16 protein-coding genes are annotated in these 20,662 nt (G+C 64.3%); 13 read left to right on the forward strand and 3 right to left on the reverse strand.

All coding sequences use genetic code 11. The annotated features are described in order from the left end of the window. Window positions 1-10: 10 nt before the first annotated feature. The 6 genes from HCZ97_RS14355 to HCZ97_RS14380 all read left to right on the forward strand — a co-directional run bounded on the left by HCZ97_RS14355 (window position 11) and on the right by HCZ97_RS14380 (window position 7,541). The gene (locus HCZ97_RS14355; protein WP_167689408.1) at window positions 11-1,123 is read left to right on the forward strand and encodes a ParB N-terminal domain-containing protein; all 1,113 of its coding nucleotides are present in this window, start codon (window positions 11-13) and stop codon (window positions 1,121-1,123) included. A gap of 536 nt (window positions 1,124-1,659) precedes the next feature. After that, window positions 1,660-2,649, forward strand: coding sequence for a BMP family protein (locus HCZ97_RS14360; RefSeq protein ID WP_167689409.1), 990 nt, complete (start codon window positions 1,660-1,662; stop codon window positions 2,647-2,649). A gap of 15 nt (window positions 2,650-2,664) precedes the next feature. Then, window positions 2,665-4,032: an amidase gene (locus tag HCZ97_RS14365; RefSeq protein ID WP_368484381.1), complete on the forward strand. Its 1,368-nt coding sequence runs from the start codon at window positions 2,665-2,667 to the stop codon at window positions 4,030-4,032. Then, entirely contained in the window at window positions 4,029-5,561 is a 1,533-nt protein-coding gene (locus HCZ97_RS14370) for an ABC transporter ATP-binding protein (RefSeq protein WP_167689410.1), read from the forward strand. Before HCZ97_RS14365 ends, HCZ97_RS14370 begins: the two co-directional genes overlap by 4 nt. Beyond that, a complete protein-coding gene (locus tag HCZ97_RS14375; RefSeq protein WP_167689411.1) occupies window positions 5,551-6,603 on the forward strand; it encodes an ABC transporter permease in 1,053 nt (350 codons plus the stop codon). Before HCZ97_RS14370 ends, HCZ97_RS14375 begins: the two co-directional genes overlap by 11 nt. Then, complete coding sequence (locus HCZ97_RS14380) at window positions 6,600-7,541, forward strand: ABC transporter permease (protein ID WP_167689412.1); 942 nt, start codon at window positions 6,600-6,602, stop codon at window positions 7,539-7,541. Before HCZ97_RS14375 ends, HCZ97_RS14380 begins: the two co-directional genes overlap by 4 nt. A gap of 95 nt (window positions 7,542-7,636) precedes the next feature. Here the strand turns inward: HCZ97_RS14380 and HCZ97_RS14385 are convergent, their stop codons facing one another. Together HCZ97_RS14385 and HCZ97_RS14390 are read right to left on the reverse strand one after the other, a co-directional pair. Further along, window positions 7,637-8,959 carry a HipA domain-containing protein gene (locus HCZ97_RS14385; RefSeq protein ID WP_167689413.1) on the reverse strand — a complete coding sequence of 441 codons (1,323 nt, stop codon included), beginning with the start codon at window positions 8,957-8,959 and terminating at the stop codon, window positions 7,637-7,639. After that, window positions 8,960-9,208 carry a helix-turn-helix domain-containing protein gene (locus HCZ97_RS14390; protein ID WP_167689414.1) on the reverse strand — a complete coding sequence of 83 codons (249 nt, stop codon included), beginning with the start codon at window positions 9,206-9,208 and terminating at the stop codon, window positions 8,960-8,962. 362 nt (window positions 9,209-9,570) lie between these two features. Between HCZ97_RS14390 and HCZ97_RS14395 the strand changes: the two genes are divergently transcribed. After that, a complete protein-coding gene (locus HCZ97_RS14395) occupies window positions 9,571-11,088 on the forward strand; it encodes an aldehyde dehydrogenase (RefSeq protein WP_254871542.1) in 1,518 nt (505 codons plus the stop codon). Window positions 11,089-11,151: 63 nt separating this feature from the next. Further along, window positions 11,152-12,342 (forward strand): amidohydrolase, encoded by a 1,191-nt coding sequence (locus HCZ97_RS14400; RefSeq protein ID WP_167689416.1) that lies wholly within the window; start codon window positions 11,152-11,154, stop codon window positions 12,340-12,342. Between the two features lie 99 nt (window positions 12,343-12,441). Here the strand turns inward: HCZ97_RS14400 and HCZ97_RS14405 are convergent, their stop codons facing one another. Further along, a complete protein-coding gene (locus tag HCZ97_RS14405; protein WP_167689417.1) occupies window positions 12,442-13,473 on the reverse strand; it encodes an AraC family transcriptional regulator in 1,032 nt (343 codons plus the stop codon). Window positions 13,474-13,779: 306 nt separating this feature from the next. Between HCZ97_RS14405 and HCZ97_RS14410 the strand changes: the two genes are divergently transcribed. From HCZ97_RS14410 to HCZ97_RS14430, 5 genes are all read left to right on the forward strand, one after another. Continuing rightward, on the forward strand, window positions 13,780-14,772 hold the full coding sequence (locus HCZ97_RS14410) for a sugar ABC transporter substrate-binding protein (protein WP_167689418.1): 993 nt from the start codon (window positions 13,780-13,782) through the stop codon (window positions 14,770-14,772). Window positions 14,773-14,876: 104 nt separating this feature from the next. Next, window positions 14,877-16,487, forward strand: coding sequence for a GMC family oxidoreductase (locus tag HCZ97_RS14415; protein WP_167689419.1), 1,611 nt, complete (start codon window positions 14,877-14,879; stop codon window positions 16,485-16,487). 6 nt (window positions 16,488-16,493) lie between these two features. Continuing rightward, window positions 16,494-18,092, forward strand: a complete 1,599-nt coding sequence (locus HCZ97_RS14420) for a GMC family oxidoreductase (protein ID WP_167689420.1) — start codon at window positions 16,494-16,496, stop codon at window positions 18,090-18,092. Beyond that, a complete protein-coding gene (locus HCZ97_RS14425; protein WP_167689421.1) occupies window positions 18,089-19,645 on the forward strand; it encodes a sugar ABC transporter ATP-binding protein in 1,557 nt (518 codons plus the stop codon). The genes HCZ97_RS14420 and HCZ97_RS14425 overlap by 4 nt, the downstream gene beginning before the upstream one ends. Window positions 19,646-19,648: 3 nt before the next feature. Continuing rightward, entirely contained in the window at window positions 19,649-20,656 is a 1,008-nt protein-coding gene (locus HCZ97_RS14430; RefSeq protein WP_167689422.1) for an ABC transporter permease, read from the forward strand. Window positions 20,657-20,662 lie beyond the last annotated feature (6 nt).

Consider the following 20,662-nt stretch of genomic DNA (forward strand, 5'->3'; position numbering starts at 1 on the left):
GGGCGAGCCAATGGCGAAGAAGAGACGCGTCTTCGATATCGAGATGCCCGAGGACGGGCTTGAGAAAACCTTCCCCGCGGGGAAGGTTTCGGACCCAGAGGAGCCATCGCGCCGGCGCGGCCCCATGGCCACGGCGATCGGCGAAACCGCGGCCAGCGGGCTGGAGCGCCGCGCCGTGGAGGAACGGATCCGGGCCGAAAACGATGCGCTGGCCCATGAGCACATGCGGCTCAAGCGGCTGGGCCTGGTCATGGACCTGGTGCCGCTGGATGCGGTGGAAACCTCCAAGCTGATCCGGGACCGGGCCAAGGCGCCGGACTTCGATCTGAAAAGCCTGAAGGAGTCGATCACCTCGCTGGGCCTGTCGAACCCGATCCGGGTCGAGGCCGCGGGCGAGGGGCGCTATGAGCTGGTCCAGGGGTATCGCCGGCTTTCGGCCTACCGCGAGCTTTTGGAAGAGACCGGCGATGAAGAGCGCTACGGCGCGATCCCGGCGGTGGTGACGGACAGCGGCGATGCGCTCGAGGTGCTTTACCGGCGCATGGTGGATGAGAACCTGGTGCGCAAGGATATCTCTTTCGCGGAGATGGCGCAGCTGGCCCTGGACTACGCCGCCGATCCGGAGACGAAGATCACCGATCCCGACAAGGCGGTGAAGGAGCTGTTCAAGTCGGCCGGCTACCAGAAGCGCAGCTATATCCGGACCTTCATCAAGGTGGTGGAGCGGCTGGGCGATCACCTGCAATTCGCCCCGGATATTCCGCGGTCTCTTGGCCTGGCGCTTGCGGCGCGGCTGGAAGAGGTGGAGGGGCTGTCGCTGGAAATCCGAAAGGATCTGGCAGAGCTCGACAACCGGTCCGTCGTGGAAGAACTGGAGGTTCTGCGCCGCCATGCGGGCGAGCCGGTGGAGGCAACGGGCGCCGCACCGAAGGTGCGAGCGCGCACGGCGCCGGGGCAGGGCAGCCGCGCGCGGACATCCTTCCAGTTCGAGCGGCGCGAGGGGCGGGCGAAATGCACCGCCGCCAATGGCAAGCTTGAGCTGCGTCTTGATCGTGATTTCTCTACCATCGACCGGCGCAAGCTGGAGGATGCGGTGAAGCGGATGCTGGACCAGCTGGATTGAAAACCTTCCCCGCGGGGAAGGTTTGAGGGTGAAAATGACCCCCGGATGGCCTGGCCCTCCGGGGGTCTTTCTTTGTGGCGGTGCCGGTCTGCGCGCCCCGGATCTTCCCCGCGGGGAAGGTTTTCCGCCGGTTCGGGGCCTCCGGGCGGGCCGGATGTGCCGGGAGATGGGGGTGCTGGGGGCGCTGCCCCCCACGCCCTGTGCCCCCTCGACGGGGGCGCAGGGCGTTCCCCCCGGAGTTTACCGGCAAGAAGAAGGAGGGAAGGGGCGCCAAGACCTTCCCCGCGGGGAAGGTTTTCGGGAATGTGACGCGATTCCAGTGGCTTGCCTGGGAGCAATTTCTGCCTTAAGAGGCTGGCAGATCTGACCGCTTGGTCAAACATTGCCTGAAAAGAGGGCAGGGCCGCCGGGCGAGGGGGCTTGCGCCCCGCGCGGGCTTGACAGGCGGGGCCGGGGCCGCGCCACTTGGACAATGCGCCGCAGAGGCGGCCAGACAGCCTTCGGCGCAGACCGGGGGTCCTTACAGGGAGACTACGATGACCAGATTGATCATGAACCGCCGGCGCCTGCTGGCAACGGGTGCGGCCTTTGGCGCGACGCCGCTGTTTGCGCCGGCCCTGCGTGCCCAAGGGGCACCGGTGAAGGTGGCGGGTATCCATGCCTCTCCGGTGGAGAACGCCTGGAACTCTGTCCTGCATGCGGCGATGGTCGCGGCGGATGCGGAGGGGGTAATCGATTACACCTTCTCCGAAGGGGTTTCGGCCACCGATTACCCGCGTGCCATGCGGGAGTATGCCGAGGCCGGCAACGTGCTGATCGTGGGCGAGGCCTATGCGGTGGAGCGCGAGGCGCGCAGCGTGGCGGCGGATTATCCCGACACGGCCTTCCTGCTGGGCTCTTCCGGCGGGCCGGCGGGCGACAACTTCGGCATCTTCGGCACCTGGAACTGGGAAGCGGCCTATCTTGCAGGCATGCTGGCCGGCGCGATGACCGAGACCGGCACCGTGGGTTCTGTCGGGGCGATCCCGATCCCGGAGGTCAACATGCTGATCAACGGCTTCGCGGATGGCGTGAAGGCGGTGAACCCGGAGGCCAAGCACCTGGTCAGCTTCATCGGCACCTTCTTCGATCCGCCCAAGGCGCGCGAAGCCGGGCTGGCGCAGATCGACGGCGGCGCGGACATCCTGTTCGGCGAGCGGATCGGCACGGCGGATGCGGCGCAGGAGCGCGGCATCAAGGCCGTCGGATCGCTGATCGATTACACCCCGCGCTATCCCGAGACGGTCTTTGCCAATGCCATGTGGAGCTTCCGCCCGCTGCTGGATGCGGCCCTGGCCGATGCGGTGGCCGGCAACCCGGTGGGCAAGGATTACACGCCCTTCAGCCTGATGAAGGATGGCGGCAATGACATCTTCTTCGTCGAGAGCATGGTGCCCGACGCGGCGATCGCGCCGATGATGGAGACCCGAGAGGCGATCCTGGCCGGGACCTTCGAGGTGCCGCGCAACTTCGACGAACCGGTCTGAGGCCGGAGTGACGACGTGACGGTGGAACGGATCGGCGATGCGCTGGACCTTGCCGCGTGCATCGCCTCTGGCGCGATGGACGCGGGGGAGGCGATGGCGCTTGCCCGGGTGCGGGCGGCGGACTGTGCGGAGCTGGGGGCTGTCTGCTGGATGGCGCCCGAGGGCGCGCTGGCGCAGCCCGCCCCCGGGCCCTTCGCCGGGGTGCCCTTGCTGGTCAAGGACCTGGGCGGGCCGTTCCGGGGCATCCCACTGCAACTGGGATCCGCGGCGCTTGCCGGGGATGCCGGGCTGGGGGATAGCGACCTGGCGGGCCGTTTCCGGGGGGCGGGCTTCCTGCCCTTCGGAGCGACCACCGTGCCGGAGCTGGGCCTGTCCCTGGGCTGCGAACCCGCCGTTGGTCCGGTCTGTCGCAACCCGCTTGATCCCAGGCTCAGCCCTGGCGGGTCCTCGGGCGGGGCAGCGGCGGCCGTGGCGGCGGGCATCGTGCCGCTGGCCCATGCCACCGATGCGGGCGGCTCGATCCGGGTGCCGGCGGCGGCCTGCGGGCTGGTGGGGCTGAAGCCCTCGGCCGGGGCGATCCCGGGGGGGCCGGGCTTTGGCAATGCGCTTGGCGGGATCGCCAGCGAGTTTGCCGTGACGCGCAGCCTGCGGGACAGCCGGGCGCTCTGGTCCTGTGTGGCGGGGGCGGCGCGCGGGCTGGTCCCGGTGCCGGCGCAATTGCCCCTAGGGAATGCGCTACGGATCGGGCTGCTGAGCGAGACCGAGGGCGTGACGCCCGAGCGGGAAGAGGCCCTGGAAGCCGCGGCCCTGGCGCTGGAGCGCGCGGGACATACCGTGGTGACGGTCGCCGCCTCTGACCTGGGGGCCATGCGGCAGGCCTGCGACCGGGTCTTTGCGGGCTATGTCAGCGTGAACCTTGTGGCGGCAGTTGCGGCGGGGCTGGACCTTGGGCAGGTGGAGCCGCTGACGCGGGCCTTCCATGAGCGCGGTCTGGGCATCAGTGCCGCGCAGCTCTGGCAGATGCAGGCGGAGGCGGCGCAGGCGGCCCATGCGCTTTGGCAAGTGTTTGATAATATTGATATTCTGATCGCGCCGATGCTGTCGGATGCGCCTCGTCCGCTGGGCTCTTTCCCGACGGATCACGGCGATACGGAGGGCCACCTGGCCCGGATGAGCGCCTTTGCGCCCTATGCGACCCTGGCCAATGTCACCGGCTTTCCGGCGCTCACGCTGCCCTTCGGTGCGGATGGCAATCGCCTGCCGCTGCCGGTGCAGATGATCGCGCCGCAGGGCGGGGATCTGCGCCTGCTGGCCCTGGCAGAGGTATTGGAACGGGAGGGCCGCTGGACCCACCCGATCCCGGTTTTCGGAGGCGCGACATGAGGGTGCTTGAGCTTCAGTCGATCACCAAGCGTTTCGGCGCGGTGACCGCGAACGAGGATGTCTCTCTTCACCTCGACAAGGGAGAGATCATCGCCCTGCTGGGAGAAAACGGCGCGGGTAAGACGACGCTGATGTCGATCCTGTTCGGTCATTACACCGCCGATGCGGGCACCGTCCGGGTCGAGGGGGCAGAGCTGCCACCCGGCAAGCCGCGGGCGGCGATCCGCGCCGGGGTGGGCATGGTGCATCAGCACTTTGCCCTGGCGCCGAACCTGACGGTTCTGGAAAACGTCATGACCGGCACGGAAAGCCTGTGGAAGCTGCGCTCTGACCGGGCGGGCGCGCGGCGCAAGCTGGCGGATCTGTCGGCGAAATTCGGGCTGAAGGTGGATCCTGATGCACGGGTGTCAGAGCTTTCGGTGGGCGAATGCCAGCGGGTGGAGATCCTGAAGGCGCTCTACAACGATGCCCGCATCCTGATCCTGGATGAACCCACCGCCGTGCTGACCGCCCAGGAGGCAGAGGGGCTGTTTGCCACCCTGCGCGAGATGGCCGCAAAGGGGCTGTCGCTGATCTTCATCTCCCACAAGCTGCACGAGGTCATGTCGGCCTCTGACCGGGTGGTGGTGCTGCGCGGGGGGCGCGTGGTGGCCGAACGGCGCACGCCCGAGACAAGCAAGGAAGAACTGGCAGAGCTGATGGTGGGCCGCGCCGTGCAGCGCCCCGAACGGGTGCCGGGCCGTCCGGGCGCCGTGCTGCTGGAGGGCGTCGACCTGACGCTGGGCGGCAAGGGCGGGGCCAGCCTGAAGGGCGTCAACTTCCGCCTGCATGCCGGAGAGACGCTGGGGATCATCGGGGTTTCCGGAAACGGGCAGACCACGCTGGCCGGGCTGGTGTCCGGCCTTTATCCGCCCGATGGCGGCGCGCTTCTGCTGCGCGGCCATCGCCCGGCGCGCCATGACGTGCCCCATGCCATCGCCGCCGGGATCGGCCGGATCCCGGAGGATCGCAATGCCGAAGGGGCCATCGGCGACATGGCGACCTGGGAGAACGTGGTGCTGGAGCGGATCTGGGATCCGGAGTTCTCTTCCCGCGGGATCGTCCGGCGGGGGGCGGCGAAACAGGCCACGCAAGAGATCATCCGCGATCACGACGTGCGCGGGGCCAGCGTGGACGGGCGCATCCGCCTGCTGTCGGGGGGCAACATGCAGAAGCTGATCCTGGGCCGTGTGCTGCGCGCGGGGCCGGAGATCCTGGTGGCCGCCCAGCCCAGCCGTGGGCTGGACGAGGGCGCGATTGCCGGGGTGCATGAACGCCTGCTTGAGGCGCGGGGCAAGGGCGCCGGGGTGCTTCTGATCTCGGAAGACCTGGACGAGGTCATGGCGCTGTCGGACCGGGTGCAGGCCATCGTGGGCGGAAAGCTGTCCCCCGCGATCCCGGTCGAGGCCGCCGATGCGCGGCTGTTGGGACTGATGATGGCGGGCGACTGGTCCGTCGCGAAGGAAATCGAGGGCGCAGATGCGGTTTGAACGACGGGACCACCCTTCGACGGGGCTGGTGCTTTTGGCGCCGGTGGGCGCGGTGCTGGCGGCACTGGTGGTGGCGGGCCTGCTGATCGCCATCGCCGGGGCCAATGCATTCGAGGCCTACGGGCTGATCCTGAAGGGCGCCTTTGGCTCTCGCCTTGGGTTTTCCGAGACGCTGACGCGGGCGACGCCGCTGATCCTGACCGGGCTGGCGGCTGCGGTGGCCTTTCGCGCCAAGCTCTGGAACATCGGCGGCGAGGGGCAGTTCTACATCGGCGCGCTGGCGGTGGCGGCCTTTGGCATGATCCCGGCGGTGGCCGGGCTGCCGCCGGTGCTGGCGGTGGCGCTTTGCCTGCTGGCTGGGGCCGTGGCCGGGATGCTCATGCTGCTGGGCCCACTGGCCCTGCGGCTGAAGTTCGGCGTGGACGAGGTGGTGACATCGCTGTTGCTGAACTTCGTTGCGGTGCTCTTCGTGTCGATGATGATCGAGGGAGCGATGAAGGATCCGCTGGCCTTCGGCTGGCCCAGCTCCGTCCCGGTGCCGGGCAATGCCGAGCTGCCCAAGTTGATGGAGCGCACGCGGCTGCACGCTGGCCTGCTGATCGCCGTGGGCGCGGCGGTGGCGGTCTGGCTGGTGCAGGCGCGCACGGTCTTCGGAATGCGGTCGCGCGCGGCGGGTCTGAACCCGCGGGCGGCCAGTTTCGCCGGGGTGCCTCTGGGGCGCACGCTGGTCTCTGTCGCCTGCCTGTCGGGCGGGCTGGCGGGGCTGGCCGGCGCGATCGAGGTGCTGGGGGTCAAGGGCTATGTCACCACGGACCTGTCGCCCGGCTATGGCTATTCCGGGATCATCATCGCGATGCTGGCCAACCTGAACCCGCTGGGCGTGATCGCGGCGGCGCTGTTCAGCGCGGTGATGTTCGTGGGCGCGGATTCCATGAGCCGGGCGCTCTCGATCCCCAGTTACATCGCGGATGTGACCGTGGCGCTGAGCCTGCTGACCATGCTGGTGGCGCTATTCCTTACCCAGTACAGGATCCGGCGATGAACGTGATTTTAGATATCCTGTCCTCTGTCGGCATGTGGGAGGCGGTGCTGCGCATCGCCACGCCGCTGATCTTCGGCACCCTGGGCGTGCTGCTGTGCGAGCGGGTAGGGGTGCTGAACCTGGGCATCGAGGGGATCATGACCTTCGGCGCCATGCTGGGCTGGCTGACGGTCTATTCCGGCGGCGACCTCTGGATGGGGCTGGTGATGGCCGGCGTGGGGGGCGCGATGTTCGGGCTGCTGCACGCGGTGCTGACCGTACCCCTGGGGCTGAGCCAGCACGTGACGGGTCTGGGCATCACGCTCTTTGCCTCGAGCTTTGCCTATTACGTCTTCCGCCTGGCGGTGCCGACCGCGACCTCTCCGCCGACGGTGGAGCCCTTCCGGCCGCTGGCGGTGCCGGGTTTGTCTGAGATCCCTTTCGTGGGGCAGGTGCTGTTCAACCAGACCGCGCCGACCTACCTGGCGCTGGCGCTGGTGGCGGCATTGGCCTGGTGCCTCTACCGGACGCCGCTTGGCTTGGCGCTGCGGATGACGGGGGAGAACCCCCACGCGGTGGATGCCCAGGGGATCAACCCGGTCAGCCTGCGTATCGGCACGATCATGGCGGGCTCTGCGCTGATGGGGATGGGCGGGGCCTTCCTGACGCTGGCGGCCTTCAACAGCTTCTTCCCGACCATGGTGCAGGGGCGGGGGTGGATCTGCGTCGCGCTGGTGGTTTTTGCCTCCTGGCGGCCGGGGCGGGCGCTGCTGGGCGCGCTGCTGTTCGCCTTCTTCGATGCCTTCCAGCTGCGGCTGCAGACGGTGGTGGAAGGGGTGCCCTACCAGCTGTTCCTGATGCTGCCCTATGCGCTGTCGATCCTGGCGCTGGTGCTGATGGCACGCCGCGCCCGGGTGCCGCAGGCCCTGATGCAGCCCTATCGGCGCGGCGAGCGCTGAAGGGCGGACAGGCGCGCTGACGGTGGGGGCGGGATGCCTCCGGCGGGAGTTTTTCGGCAAGAAGAAGGGGCTGGCGCGCGGAGGTTCGCGGGGGCTCAGGCGGTGAGGGTGCCGCGCTCCAGCGCGTCGGTGAAGAGCGTCATGCGCTGGCGGGCGGTTTCCAGGATCGGCGTGGCGACGCGATCGGGGAAGGTGGCGGGCAGCCCTGCGGCGGCCTGGTCGAGGGCCTCCGGCCGGGCGAGGTCCGCGAAGGCGTCCTGCGCGAGAGCAGGGGGAATGCCGGCGCGGGCGGCGGATTGGGCGAAGTGGCGCGGGTGGACCTGGTCGATCCGGTAGTGGCGGCGCTGGCCGACGGACATGGCCAGCTGGACCTCCCGGTGGCGCAGGGCGGCGCTGGCGGCATGGGGGGCGGCCGAGAGGATGTCGTAGAGCGGTGTCATCCGGTAGCCGCCGGGGCCGAGGTGAAGCGAGAAGTTCTTGGCGTGGCCATCGGTGGCGGTGAGCATCCAGAACAGCACCTGGGCCTTCAGCAGCAGCTTCATGTCGCCGGCCCGGTCGATGGAGCCGGCCGCGAGGCTGACGCAGGCGCGGAAATCCGGGCCGCCGTGTTGCTGGTACTTTTGCCCCGATTCCAGGCCGAGAGCTTGCAGGAAATCCTCTTGCGGGAGGCGGACCATGCCACCGCGCGCCCTTGGGCCGCGGTCGAACCGGGTGATGACCAGGGCTTTCTGATCCTCGAAACGGGCGATCTCTGCCTGGTTGACGGGCAGGCCGAGGGCCCCGGCGATGCGCAGGCAGAGGTATTCGTTCTCTACACTGTCGGAGAGGTCGATCTGCCCCGCGACAAGGCCCATGGGCCGCTTGAAGATATGGGTGGTGGGGGCCACGCCAAGGGGCTGGTGCCAGGCGCCGTCGCGGCGCAGGAAGGCGGTCTTTTCCTGCGCGCCGGCCAGGGAGATCCGGAAGGGCGACTGGCCGTCTAGCCCCAGCGGGGCGCTGGCGAGGTTGCGCAGGGTGCGGGCGATCTGGGCCTCTGAGCGGGGCGTGCTGTCCAGGCGGAAGGGATCGCCGGGGTCGCTGTCCGGGGGCAGGAACTGGAGCGCGCCGATGCAGTCGCGCCCGATGGCCGCCAGCAGGTCATGGGGGCGGGGGCTGCGGGCCTCTGTCCGTTCGGCGATCAGGCGGCGCAGGTCGGGGTTGTCCGGCAGCAGGTTTTCAAACACCGCCGTGACATGGGCCCCCCGTTGCACGCCGGTATCCAGCGGCAGCTGGCGCGAGATGGCGAAGCGGTTTTCCCAGTCCAGCCACTCGCCTGCATATTGAAAAGAGGTCCCGCCGGAGGGCGAGAAGCCGTAGTGGCCGACCAGCCGTCCGTTCATGCGGACATCCAGCATGCGTGTCAGGGGAGGGCGGCCCATTCAGAAGATATCCCCGATCTCGCCCGGCGCGGCCTGTCCCAGGGGGGTGGCAGAAAGCTCTGACCCTAGGGCGGCGAGGACGGCGAGCATGGTGGAGACGCGCGGTTCATTGGCGCCGTTTTCCAGCCGCGAGATATGCTTGGTCGCCAAGCCGGCGCGCTGGCCAAGCTCTGCCTGGGTCCAGCCGCGCGCGCGGCGTTCGCGGCGGACGAGGTCCGAGAAATCCTTGAGGCTGCGGATCTTGTCCATGTGCGCTCCGTCGGGGTAACGAGTTTGGGATAAATGCAACATGGTACAAGTAGGTTACTTTTGCAAGAAATCCCAAAGGTGTTACCTTTTGGGGCGTTGTGGGGGTGTTTTCAGGCCGGGTGGGACAGGGGGTCAGGGGCCAAGTGGCGCAGCAGCGTGCCGTGGTCGGGCAGGCTGTCCAGGAGTTGGAGGGTCAGCTGCGTGGTCTTGGCCGGGGCGGGGCAGGGGTCTCCAAGGGCGCAATGTTCAAATGCGCGTCTGTCGCGCTCTTTGGATAGTCGGCGCGTTCTTGAGCCCCTAGAAAATCCAAATGTCCCGGACATCCCACTCGGACCGCCTGTTCAATTTCCGCAACGGCCAGAATGAAAGATCCTGATATGACCCAATCGAAGCATGAATTTCCGATCCCGAGCTTTCCGGCAGGGAAACTTCTGATTGATGGTCAGTGGCGGGATGCGCAGGACAATCAGACAATTGACGTCGTGAACCCGGCGACAGAGCAGGTCTATGCACAGATCGCGGCGGGCACGAAGCAGGATGTGGATCTGGCCGTTCAGGCCGCACAGACCTGCTTCGAAAGCAAAGCCTGGCAGCGGATGCGCCCGCTTGACCGCGGGCGCCTGTTGGAGCGGCTGGCCCTTCTGGTTGAAGAACACGCCGATGAGCTGGCGACACTGGAAGCCTGGGACAACGGCAAACCCTTCGCGGTCGCGCGTCATGTCGATGTGCAATTCACGATGGATGCGTTGCGCTACCACGCCGGTTGGGCCTCCAAAATGACCGGGGAATACATCACGCTGTCGCCCTTCGCGAACGACGGTGGCATCTATCGCGCCTATACGGAGCGTCGCCCGGTCGGAGTGGTTGCGGGCATCACGCCCTGGAACTTCCCCCTGGGCCAGGCGGTGCAGAAGATCGCACCCGCCATCGCCTTTGGCTGTACCATCGTTTTGAAACCCTCCGAAGAAACCTCCATGACCGCGTTGCGGTTGGGAGAGCTGATCTGCGAAGCCGGTTTCCCGGATGGCGCGGTGAACATCGTTACCGGCTATGGCGACCCTGTCGGGTCCTCCCTGGTCGATCACCCGATGGTGCGGAAAATCACCTTCACCGGGTCGACCGCCACGGGTCAGCGGATCCTTGCGGCGGCCTCGGGCCAGATGAAGCGGGTGACTTTGGAACTTGGCGGGAAGTCCCCCACGGTTGTACTGGCCGATGCGGATATGGAGCAGGCCATTCCCGGTGCGGCGATGGCGATTTTCGCCAACACCGGCCAGCTGTGCACGGCCGGCTCGCGCCTGATCGTGGAGGAGTCGGTCTTCGATGAGGTCACGACGGGCGTGGCCGAGTTTGCGAATAACCTGTCGATTGGCCATGCCTTCACCCCTGATGTGATGCTTGGGCCGCTGATTTCACAGCGACAGCTGGACAAGGTGTCGGGCATGGTGAGCGCGGGTGTGGATGCAGGCGCGCAGGTTCTGTGTGGCGGGGGGCGGGCTGCCAATTCCGGTTATTTCTACCAGCCAACCGTGGTCACCAATGTCGCCCCTGAAGCGCAGCTGAACCGGGAAGAGATCTTCGGGCCGGTGGTGATTGCCAGCAAACTGAAGGCGCTGGACCAGCTGAAAGCCGCAGCGAACGACACTGAGTACGGTTTGGGCGCCAGCATCTGGACGAGCAATATCAACAAGGCACACTTGCTCGCAGATCAGATCGACGCGGGCACGGTGTGGATCAACACGCACAATATTCTCGACACTGCGATGCCGTTCGGGGGCATGAAGATGTCCGGGCTTGGCCGCGAATTCGGGTCGGAAGCGATCAACGCCTTCACCGAGCCCAAGGCCGTCTGCATGCGCCTTGATCCCAATAAGATCTGAGTTCAGCGCGCCAGACCGACCGACAGCGCAGTCAACCGTTCACGAAAGCGAAAGAGACAAACCATGACACACAATATCGATACTCTGATCGACGGTGTGAGCGAGCAAGTCATCGAGTGGCGCCGCCACCTTCACGCCCATCCAGAGCTTTCGTTCGAAGAATATGAAACGAGCAAGTTCATCGTTCAATCTCTTGAAGGTATTGGCGGAATTGAAATCAGCCACCCCTCCGGGACAAGCGTTGTCGGTCGGTTGATCGGATCCAAGCCCGGACCGGTCATCGCGATCCGGGCGGACTTCGATGCCCTGCCGATCCAGGAGGACACCGGGCTGCCCTTTGCGTCCAAGACGGATAACAAGATGCATGCCTGCGGGCATGACGGGCACACGTCCATTCTTCTTGGCACTGCGGCAGTCCTCGCGGCGATGAAGGACGACCTGGCCGGAGAGATCCGCTTCCTGTTCCAGCACGGCGAGGAAGCCCCTCCGGGCGGTGCGCGCGGCATGATCGAGGGCGGCGCGCTTGACGGTGTGGACCGGATCATCGGCCTGCATCTCTGGTCGCCGATCGAAATCGGAACCGTGCAGATCAACCCGACCTATGTGATGGCGGCCTGCGATGTGTTCCGGATCGAGATCAAGGGCAACGGCGGCCATATCGGTGATCCGCACACATCGATTGATACCATCGCGATCGGCGCGCAGATCGTGGACAACCTTCAGCACATCGTGGCCCGGAACGTGGACCCCATCCATTCCGCGATTGTCGGCGTGACCAACTTCAACGCGGGCGTCGCCATCGCGGTCATTCCGCCCAGTGCGGTGCTGACCGGGGGCACGAATGTCTTTGACCCCAATGTGCGCGACCTGCTGGAAAAGCGCATCGGCGAAATCGCCCATGGTATCTGCGCGACCCATGGCGCACGGTGCGAATACGAATACACCCGCGTTTACGACACGGTTGTGAATGACCCGGATACCGCCGCAATCGTGGACGGTGTCGCGGCGAAACTGTTCGGACGGGAGAACGTCAAGGATCTTCCCCCGATCATGCCCGGCGAGGACTTCGCATTCTTCGCCCAGCAAAAGCCGTCGTGTTTCGTGCTGCTTGGCGCGGGCAACAAGGAAAAGGGCATCATCGCGCCCCACCATGACCCGAAGTTCGACATTGACGAAGACTCTTTGGCGATGGGGACGCGCCTGTTCGTGAACGCCGCAATTGAGCTGCTGGAACAGACCAAGCCCGGCGGCTGATCGCATGAGGGCGCGCCCGCCGGTTTTTCCGGTGCCGCGCGTCCATCCCGAAAAGGTAATGCCCTGCGCATGGATCGGTCCTGCGCAGGGCATTCCTTTTTAGGGCTGTGTTCCGTTCAGAACGTCAGAGGGGCTGGCACCGAAGGACTTTCGGAAGTCCTGGCTGAAATTGCTGAGATGGAAGAAGCCGTATTCCATGGCGACCTGGGTGACGGTGCATTCATTGGGCCGTGAGGATTTCAACCGGTCATGCGTGGCTTTCAGACGCATAAGCTTCAGATAGGACAGGGGCGTGGTGCCAAGGTATGTCCGAAATCCCGCCTGCACCGTTCGCTTTGTCATTCCGCTTGCGTTGACGATGTCACTAAGCTTGATGCCATCGGTCAGGTGGTCCTCGATGAACTTGCGCGCCCGGCGGATGTGTTCCGGCAAATGCGCCTCAAAGTCTCTGTCCGAGTTTGCCTTGTGAAACTCCGGCGACAGGTCGAGCACCGATGACGTGATCAATTGCTTGAGATGGGTCACCACCGACTCGTTGTGAAGGGCGCTGTCCGCTCGGACCAGACCATTGGCCAATCCGCTCACGACGCTCGAAAAGAGAATCCCGTGCGTATTGAGGCTGAAGACATGCGGACCAAAGCTCAGATCTTCCGGCCGCAGATGACAGGCCCGCGATAGCAGATAGTTACTGACCCAGTCGGCCTGAATGACCAGCGTCAAATGCTGGCTGTTGCCCTCCATGTCGGTCTGCCAGGGAACGCCGGGCTGAAGAACGCAGAATTCGTTCGGGCGGATTGTCCAATCGTTGCCACCGCTGAGGATACGGGTGGTTCCTTGCAGAGGCAGTTTCACGACCAGGTCGGACCCGGGCCGTTCCAGCAGCACGCTGACCTTATTCGCGTCGGACTGGTAGTCGATGTAATGCAGGGACAATCCGTCGATCTCGACCGACTTGTGCCAGAAGGACACCTCCTTTGCGCGTCGGCCCGAGAACTGCAACTCATGTGGCATCAAGGCCTGATCGACATAGCCCTTTATGTCCTTCGCCGTCTGCATGACCGCCGCACTTCTTCGGATTCCCAGACACATGTCAGAGAGGTTCTCTTGCCCGGTCGAGAAAAGCGCGTTCATTGCGAAAATCCTGGATCTTGTGGGATTCAGCATCCGTGAGGCCCGCTCTTCCGTCAAGTTTTTATGTTAAGCTTAAAATAAATCGCCGGAGCGTCGCACAAATTTTACATGCTGCGCCGGATGGGTAGTGACTGCGTTATTTGCCACCTAGCGTTGGGGAAACCCGGTCCGATCCGCACGTGTATCAAGCCCCGTGAAGAGGGGAGCGTGCGATTGAGAAGAGTCCACGAAGGACCGTTTGTCGGCCGGTTAAAAAAACAACGAACATGAAATGTTCACATCCAACAGACGCGAGGAAAACGTCAAATGTTTAAATCTAAGAAGATGCTCAGCATACTCTGCCTGGGCGCCGCCAGCCTCATGCCCGCAGCCTCCCTGGCCGACGATGTCCTGATCGGGAACATCGCGCCTGTCGCGGCACAGCCCAGCCAGGCCATTCTTGCCGACGCGATTGCAAAGTTCGCGGCCGAAGAGGGCTGGAGCTATCGCATGCTGGACGCGAACCTGTCGCCGGATCGCCAGGTGAGCCACGTCGATACCTTCGTCACGCTCGGTGCAGATGTCATTGCCTCCTGGTCCCTGGACCCGAATGCAGTGGCCGCAGCCTATACCCGCGCCCAGCAACAGGGCGTCAAGGTGATCGGTGTCAATTCCGACGGCCAGGGTGTGGATCAGTCCGTCTGGTGGGACGTGCAGATCTGTGTTCCCGGCGGCGTCTACGAGCGCAACGCCAACTGGATCGCAGAGCGCAAGCCCGGTGCGAAGGTCATTGTCTTCGGTGGGCCGCCGGTGCCGTCGATCCAGAACAACAAGGCCTGCTTTATCGATGCCGCCGAAGCCGCAGGGCTTGAAGTGATCGCAACGCCGGACAACACCCAGGACACGACCGCGAATGCCGCCGCGATGGCCGCAGACCTGCTGGTCCGTCACCCGGATGTCGAAGCCGTCTGGGCATACAATGACAACACGGCGCTCGGCTTTTCGGCATCGCTGTTCGCATCGGGTAAAACCGTGTGGAAAGCCGGCGAAGAAGGCGGCGTCATGGTGTTTGGCACCAACGGCGACGAGATCGCAATCGATGCCGTGCGCAGCGGGCGTCTGACTGGCACCTGGGATCCCGATTACATCGCCTTCGGCGGCGCGGTCGTTCTGATGGCCAAGCAATTGCTTGAGACCCCCGATGCGGCTCCTGAGCCTCTGGTCGTGCGCTCCATGTTGGTCACGGCCGAAACGGTCGATGACTACATCGAGAATGAAGACCGCGAATACACGCTCGAGTCTCTTCCCCTGGTCAAGTGACCCCGAAGAGGGTCCGGGCCCCTGCGGCTTTGACCCTCTTCACTCGGCGCGTCCGCTTGTCGGACGCGCTCTCTCCCCTCGTCTAGACTGGCATTGGAATTTGCATGACAACGCCCTCTGAATGGATTGAGACAGACTACCTTGTCATCGGTGCAGGGTCGGCAGGTTGTGTGATGACCGCCCGTCTGTCTGAAGATGCCCAATCAAAGGTCACGGTCCTGGAGGCCGGGCCGCGCGACAGCAATCCGTGGATCCACGTGCCGATCGGCTACGGGAAGACGATGGTCGATCCCAGGATCAACTGGAAATTCGAAACGGACCCCGACCCGTCGATCGCCGGCCGCAAGATGTTCTGGCCGCGCGGCAAGGTGCTGGGCGGATCGTCCTCCATCAACGGATTGCTCTACGTGCGGGGTCAAAGCGCGGATTACAATCACTGGGCCCAGCTGGGGAACACTGGCTGGTCCTACGACGATGTGCTGCCGTATTTCCGCAAAGCCGAAGACCAGGAGAACGGCCCCGACGATTTCCACGGCGAAGGTGGGCCGCTGCGGGTGTCCAATCTGGTCGAGCGAAATCCGCTGTGCGAGGCGTTCATCCAAAGCGGCGTTGCAGCCGGTATCCCGCGCAACGACGACTTCAACGGCGCGCGCCAAGAGGGGATCGGATATTACCAGCTGACAACGCGCAACGCCCGCCGGTGCTCTGCTGCCGTTGGCTATCTGCGCCCTGCCGCAAAACGGCCGAATGTCAGGGTCGAAACCGACGCGGCGGTACACCGCATCCTGTTCGAGGGAAAACGCGCAACTGGTGCCGTGTTCAAGCGCAACGGGACGTTCATCGGCGTTCGGGCCTCGCGCGAAGTCATCCTCTCGGCTGGTTCGATCAAGTCGCCGCATCTGTTGCTGCTCTCGGGCATCGGCCCGGCAGAGCAATTGCAGCAGTATGGCGTGCCCGTGGTGCAGGATTCCGCTGGTGTGGGTGAAAACCTTCAGGACCACTACGGCGCGTTTCTGTCGTACAGAAGCCGGCTGCCGCTGACCATCAACGACATCATGATGAGCCCGTTGCGGCAGGTCAAAGCGGGCTTGCAATACGCCCTGATGCGCAAAGGTCCATTGACCATTTCCGCGGCCCAGGTCGGAGCCTTCGTCAAGTCGCATCCTGACCTCGACGCGCCTGACATCCAGTTCCTGTTCCAAACCTTCAGTCACGGCGACTTCGAAGAGGGCCTGGATAAGTTCTCCGGTTTCGCAAACGTCGTGCATCCCTCCCGCCCCGAAAGCCGGGGCACGCTGCAACTGAAGTCTGCCGATCCCGAGGACGTGCCCTCTGTTCAGGCCAATTATCTTTCGGCGGACTATGACTGCCGGGTGATCGTCGATGGCTTCCGGCTTGCCCGTGACGTGGCCAGGCAGGACGCCATGACCGATCACATTCTGGCAGAGATCGCCCCAAGCGCAGACTTGCAAAGCGATGATGAGCTTCTCGATTACGCGCGCCAGACCGGCCTTTCGATCGCTCACCAGGTTGGCACCTGCAAAATGGGTGTCGATCCGATGGCGGTGGTCGATCCGACCTTGCGGGTGCGTGGGGTCGAGGGGCTGCGGGTTGTCGATGCGTCGGTCATGCCCAAGCTCGTGTCGGGCAACACCAATGCGCCGACGATCATGATCGCCGAGAAAGCCGCTGACCTGATCAAGAGCGGGGCCTAGAGCGCGATGCAGACGATTTTCGATTATATCATCGTCGGCGCTGGCTCTGCCGGATGCGTTCTGGCCAACAGGCTGACGGAAGACGGCAAAAGCTCCGTTCTGCTGGTCGAGGCGGGCGGCGAGGACCGGAATTTCTGGCTTCATATTCCGGTGGGCTACGGCAAGACGATCGCCGACCCCAAGGTGAACTGGAAGTTCGAGACGGAAGCGAACCCCGCGCTTGGGGGACGCAAGATCTACTGGCCGCGCGGCAAGGTTCTGGGCGGCACGTCGTCGATCAACGGTTTGATCTACATTCGCGGCCAGGCCGAGGATTATGACCTGTGGCGACAGGACGGAAACGAGGGCTGGTCCTACGAAGAGGTCCTGCCCTACTTCCGCAAGGCGGAGCAGCAGGAAAACGGGGCAGACGCCTATCACGGGGCAGACGGGCCCCTGGCCGTCAGCAACATCCGTGAACGCAATCCCCTGTGCGAGGCCTATATCGCCTCCGCCGAAGCATTGGGCATTCCGCGCAACCCCGACTTCAATGGCGCAACCCAGGAGGGCGCGGGCTATTTCCAGGGCACGATCCGCCGGGGTCGTCGCGCCTCGGCGTCGGTTTGCTATCTGCGACCCGCTATGAAGCGCCGCAACCTGACCGTCATGACGCGCACTGCAGCCTTGCGGGTCCTGTTCGAAGGGCGGCGTGCCCGGGGCGTCATGGTGGAGCGGGAGGGCAAGCAGTTTGCCGTCACCGCCAATCGCGAGGTGATCCTCTCTGCCGGTTCGGTGAAATCCCCCCACCTTCTGATGCTGTCCGGCGTTGGCGACAGCACGGATCTGCAAGCGCATGGCGTGCCGGTTGTGCATGAGTTGAAAGGGGTCGGACAGAACCTGCAGGATCATTACGGCGGTCAGATCACCTGGCGCTGTTCGCAGCCGATCACGATGAACGACGTCATGCTCAGCAAGTGGCGCCAGCTGCGCGCGGGTTTGCGGTGGATCCTGCGGCGCGACGGCCCGCTGTCCGTCCCGGCGGGGCAGGCAAGTGTATTCACCAAGGTCCTGCCCGAAAGCGCGACGCCGGACCTCCAGTTCCTGTTCCAGACGTTCAGTGGCGGGTACTACGAAGACGGGCTGTTCAAGTTTTCCGGCTTTGCCAATTTCATCTGTCCTGTTCGGCCAAGATCGCGGGGCCACATCGCGCTGCGGTCCGCCGATCCAAGGGACACTCCGAAACTGTTTCCGAACTATTTTTCAGACCCTTACGACCGGAAGATCGCGGTTGAAGGGCTGAAGCTTGCGCGCCGGATGGCAGAGACGGCCCCTCTTTCCGGGTTCGTGATCGACGAGCATTTGCCGGGCTCGCAAGCCGCCACGGACGACGACATCGAACAGTATCTGACCGAACAGGGCGGCTGTGTCTCGCATCAGGTTGGGACATGCAAAATGGGTCACGACAGCCTGTCTGTGGTCGATCCGGAATTGAAGGTGCGTGGGCTCGAAGGGCTGCGGGTGGTCGACGCCTCGATCATGCCCCGCCTCATCTCGGGCAACACCAATGCGCCAGTGATCATGATTGCCGAAAAAGCGGCGGACCTCATTCGCGGGAGAGCAGCGTGAAGCAAGAGAAAGTTCAAGCCGGCACAGTGCTGGTCGACGTCAAGGGAATCTCCAAGAGTTTTCCCGGCGTGAAGGCCCTTTCGAACGTGGATTTGACCATTCGCGCCGGCGAGGTGCACGCCCTTACGGGCGAGAACGGATCCGGCAAGTCCACCCTGTCGAAGGTCATCGCCGGGATGCACCGACCCGATACCGGGACGATCCGCATCGATGGAGAGCTCTGCGAACTGGAAAATCCCGCCGACGCCATCGAGCGCGGGATCGTGATGATTTCGCAGGAATTGACCCTCGCGCCCACTCTGACGGTGGCCGAGAACATCTTCATGGGCCGGCTGCCGAAATCCAGCTGGGGCAAGATCAACTGGTCCAAACTCAATGCGGATGCGGTGCAGGTTCTCGATCGTCTGAACGTTCACGTCAGTCCGACCGCGCTGGTGTCCGATCTCAGCATCGAGCTGCAGCAGGAAATCGAAATCGCGCGGGCCCTTTCGACAGACGCCCGCCTGCTGATCCTCGACGAAGCGACTAGCTCCTTGTCCGAAGCGGCCACCAAACGCCTGCTTGAGCTGGTCGTCCAGGAACGCGACCAAGGCATGGCCGTGTTGATGATCACGCACCGGATGCCGGAAATCTACGCCGTTTCAAGCGTGGCAACGGTGCTGCGCGATGGCAGCCTGATCTCGACCGTGCCTATTCCTCAGACCACCGAAGAGCAGCTGGTCAAGCTCATGGTTGGGCGCGAGCTGGGCGATTACTACAGCAAGCAGGAGATCGCGCAGGGCGAACTGGTGCTGGATGTCAAAGGCCTGACCGCGGAGAACGGCGCGTTTGACCCCGCCGACCTGGTGTTGCGCCGTGGTGAAATCCTTGGCCTGGCCGGCTTGGCTGGCTCCGGAAAATCTGAGTTTGCGCAGGCGCTCGGCGGAGCAATTGCCGCCCATGGCCAGGTTCGGGTGGCCGACAAGGCGATGGCCCTGGGCGATCCCCGGGCAACGATCAAGGCGGGTGTCGGCTATGTGCCGGATGACCGCAAGGGGTCTGCCATCCTGCCGGTGCGCGACATCTCTGAAAACTTCGCAATGGCCTGGATGGATCGGCTGACCAGCAAGGGGCTGATCTCTCTTCGCCGCCAGAAAAGCGAAGTTGCCAGCGCCATTCAGGACTACGGCGTTGTGACATCCTCGGCCGATGCGTTGATTTCGACCCTCTCGGGCGGGAACCAGCAGAAGATCGTCTTGGGAAGAATTTTCAGACGAAAGCCCGATGTCCTGATTCTGAACGAACCAACCCGTGGCGTCGACGTCGGGGCAAAGACCGAAATCTACAAGATGTTGCAACAGGCCGCCAACGAGGGCGCCGGCATCATCGTCATCTCATCTGAACTGCCGGAAATCCTGGGTATTTCCGACCGGATCGCGGTGTTCTTCGAAGGCAGGATCGTCGCTGAATTCGATGGACCGACGGCAGATGAAGAAGCCATCGCACATGCGGCTGTTGCAGGAGCCAAACGGGCCAACCCGCCAGCGAAAACCGCAAACGAGACAGAGGTATAACACATGTCCACACAGAGCACTTCCGGCGGCTTCGGCGCCCTTGTCCGCCGCATCTTTCGAAGCCGCTACGCCGGTGCCTTGATCAGCCTGGTTCTGGTGTCGGTTTTCCTGAGTCTCTATCAGCCCGTGTTCCTGACGTGGCCGAACATCATGAACATCGTCAAATCTAACTCAGTCGGGTTCATCCTTGCGATTGGCGCGACCTTTGTCGTCATCTCTGGCACGGTCGATTTGTCATTTGGGTCGGCCACAACCGCATCGGCCATGGCCTTCGGGCTTTTGCTTGTCGCCGGAACGCCGCTGCCCCTTGCGGTTCTGGGGGCCATCTTCGCCGGTTTCGTGCTTGGGGCGATCAACGGCTACCTCGTGGCCTACGCAAAAATCTCTTTCTTCGTCGTGACACTTGGCACCTTGTCGATTTTCCAGAGTGTCGCGCTGGTCGTGAACAGCGGGACAAGTGTGTCCGTCTTTTCCGTTCCCGGGTTTTCCGCGCTGAACCAGTTCGTCAACGGCAATATCGGGCCAGTTCCCGTTCTGCTCGTTTTCAATATCGTGCTTTTCCTGATCGCGGGGGGCGTGCTGCGCTTCACGGCCTTTGGACGTTCGCTTTACGCCATTGGCTCCAACATCGAGGCCGCACGTCTGAACGGGATCAACGTCAAGCGAGTGCTTCTGATCGTCTTCATCATTTCCGGTCTGTCCGCGGGCCTGGCAAGCGTGGTCCAGGTCGGTCGTCTGACCGTCGCCTCTCCGAATGTGGACATGAACCTGCTGCTGACCGTCCTGGCCGCGGTTCTGATCGGCGGCACCGCCATGACAGGTGGAGAGGGTGGCGTGCTTGGGACGATGATCGGGATGCTGTTCCTTGGCGTCGTTCAGAACGGGCTGACCCTGTCGAGCGTATCCTCCTTCTGGCAAGGCACGCTGAGCGGGTCGATCCTGATCCTGTCGGTCTGGCTGGGGGGCATTCGGGGCGTTCTGCGCGCCCAGAAGCAGAAGAAGACGGAATAGCGGGCA

This window comes from Pseudooceanicola sp. HF7, assembly GCF_011806405.1.
Taxonomy (GTDB): Bacteria; Pseudomonadota; Alphaproteobacteria; order Rhodobacterales; family Rhodobacteraceae; genus Pseudooceanicola.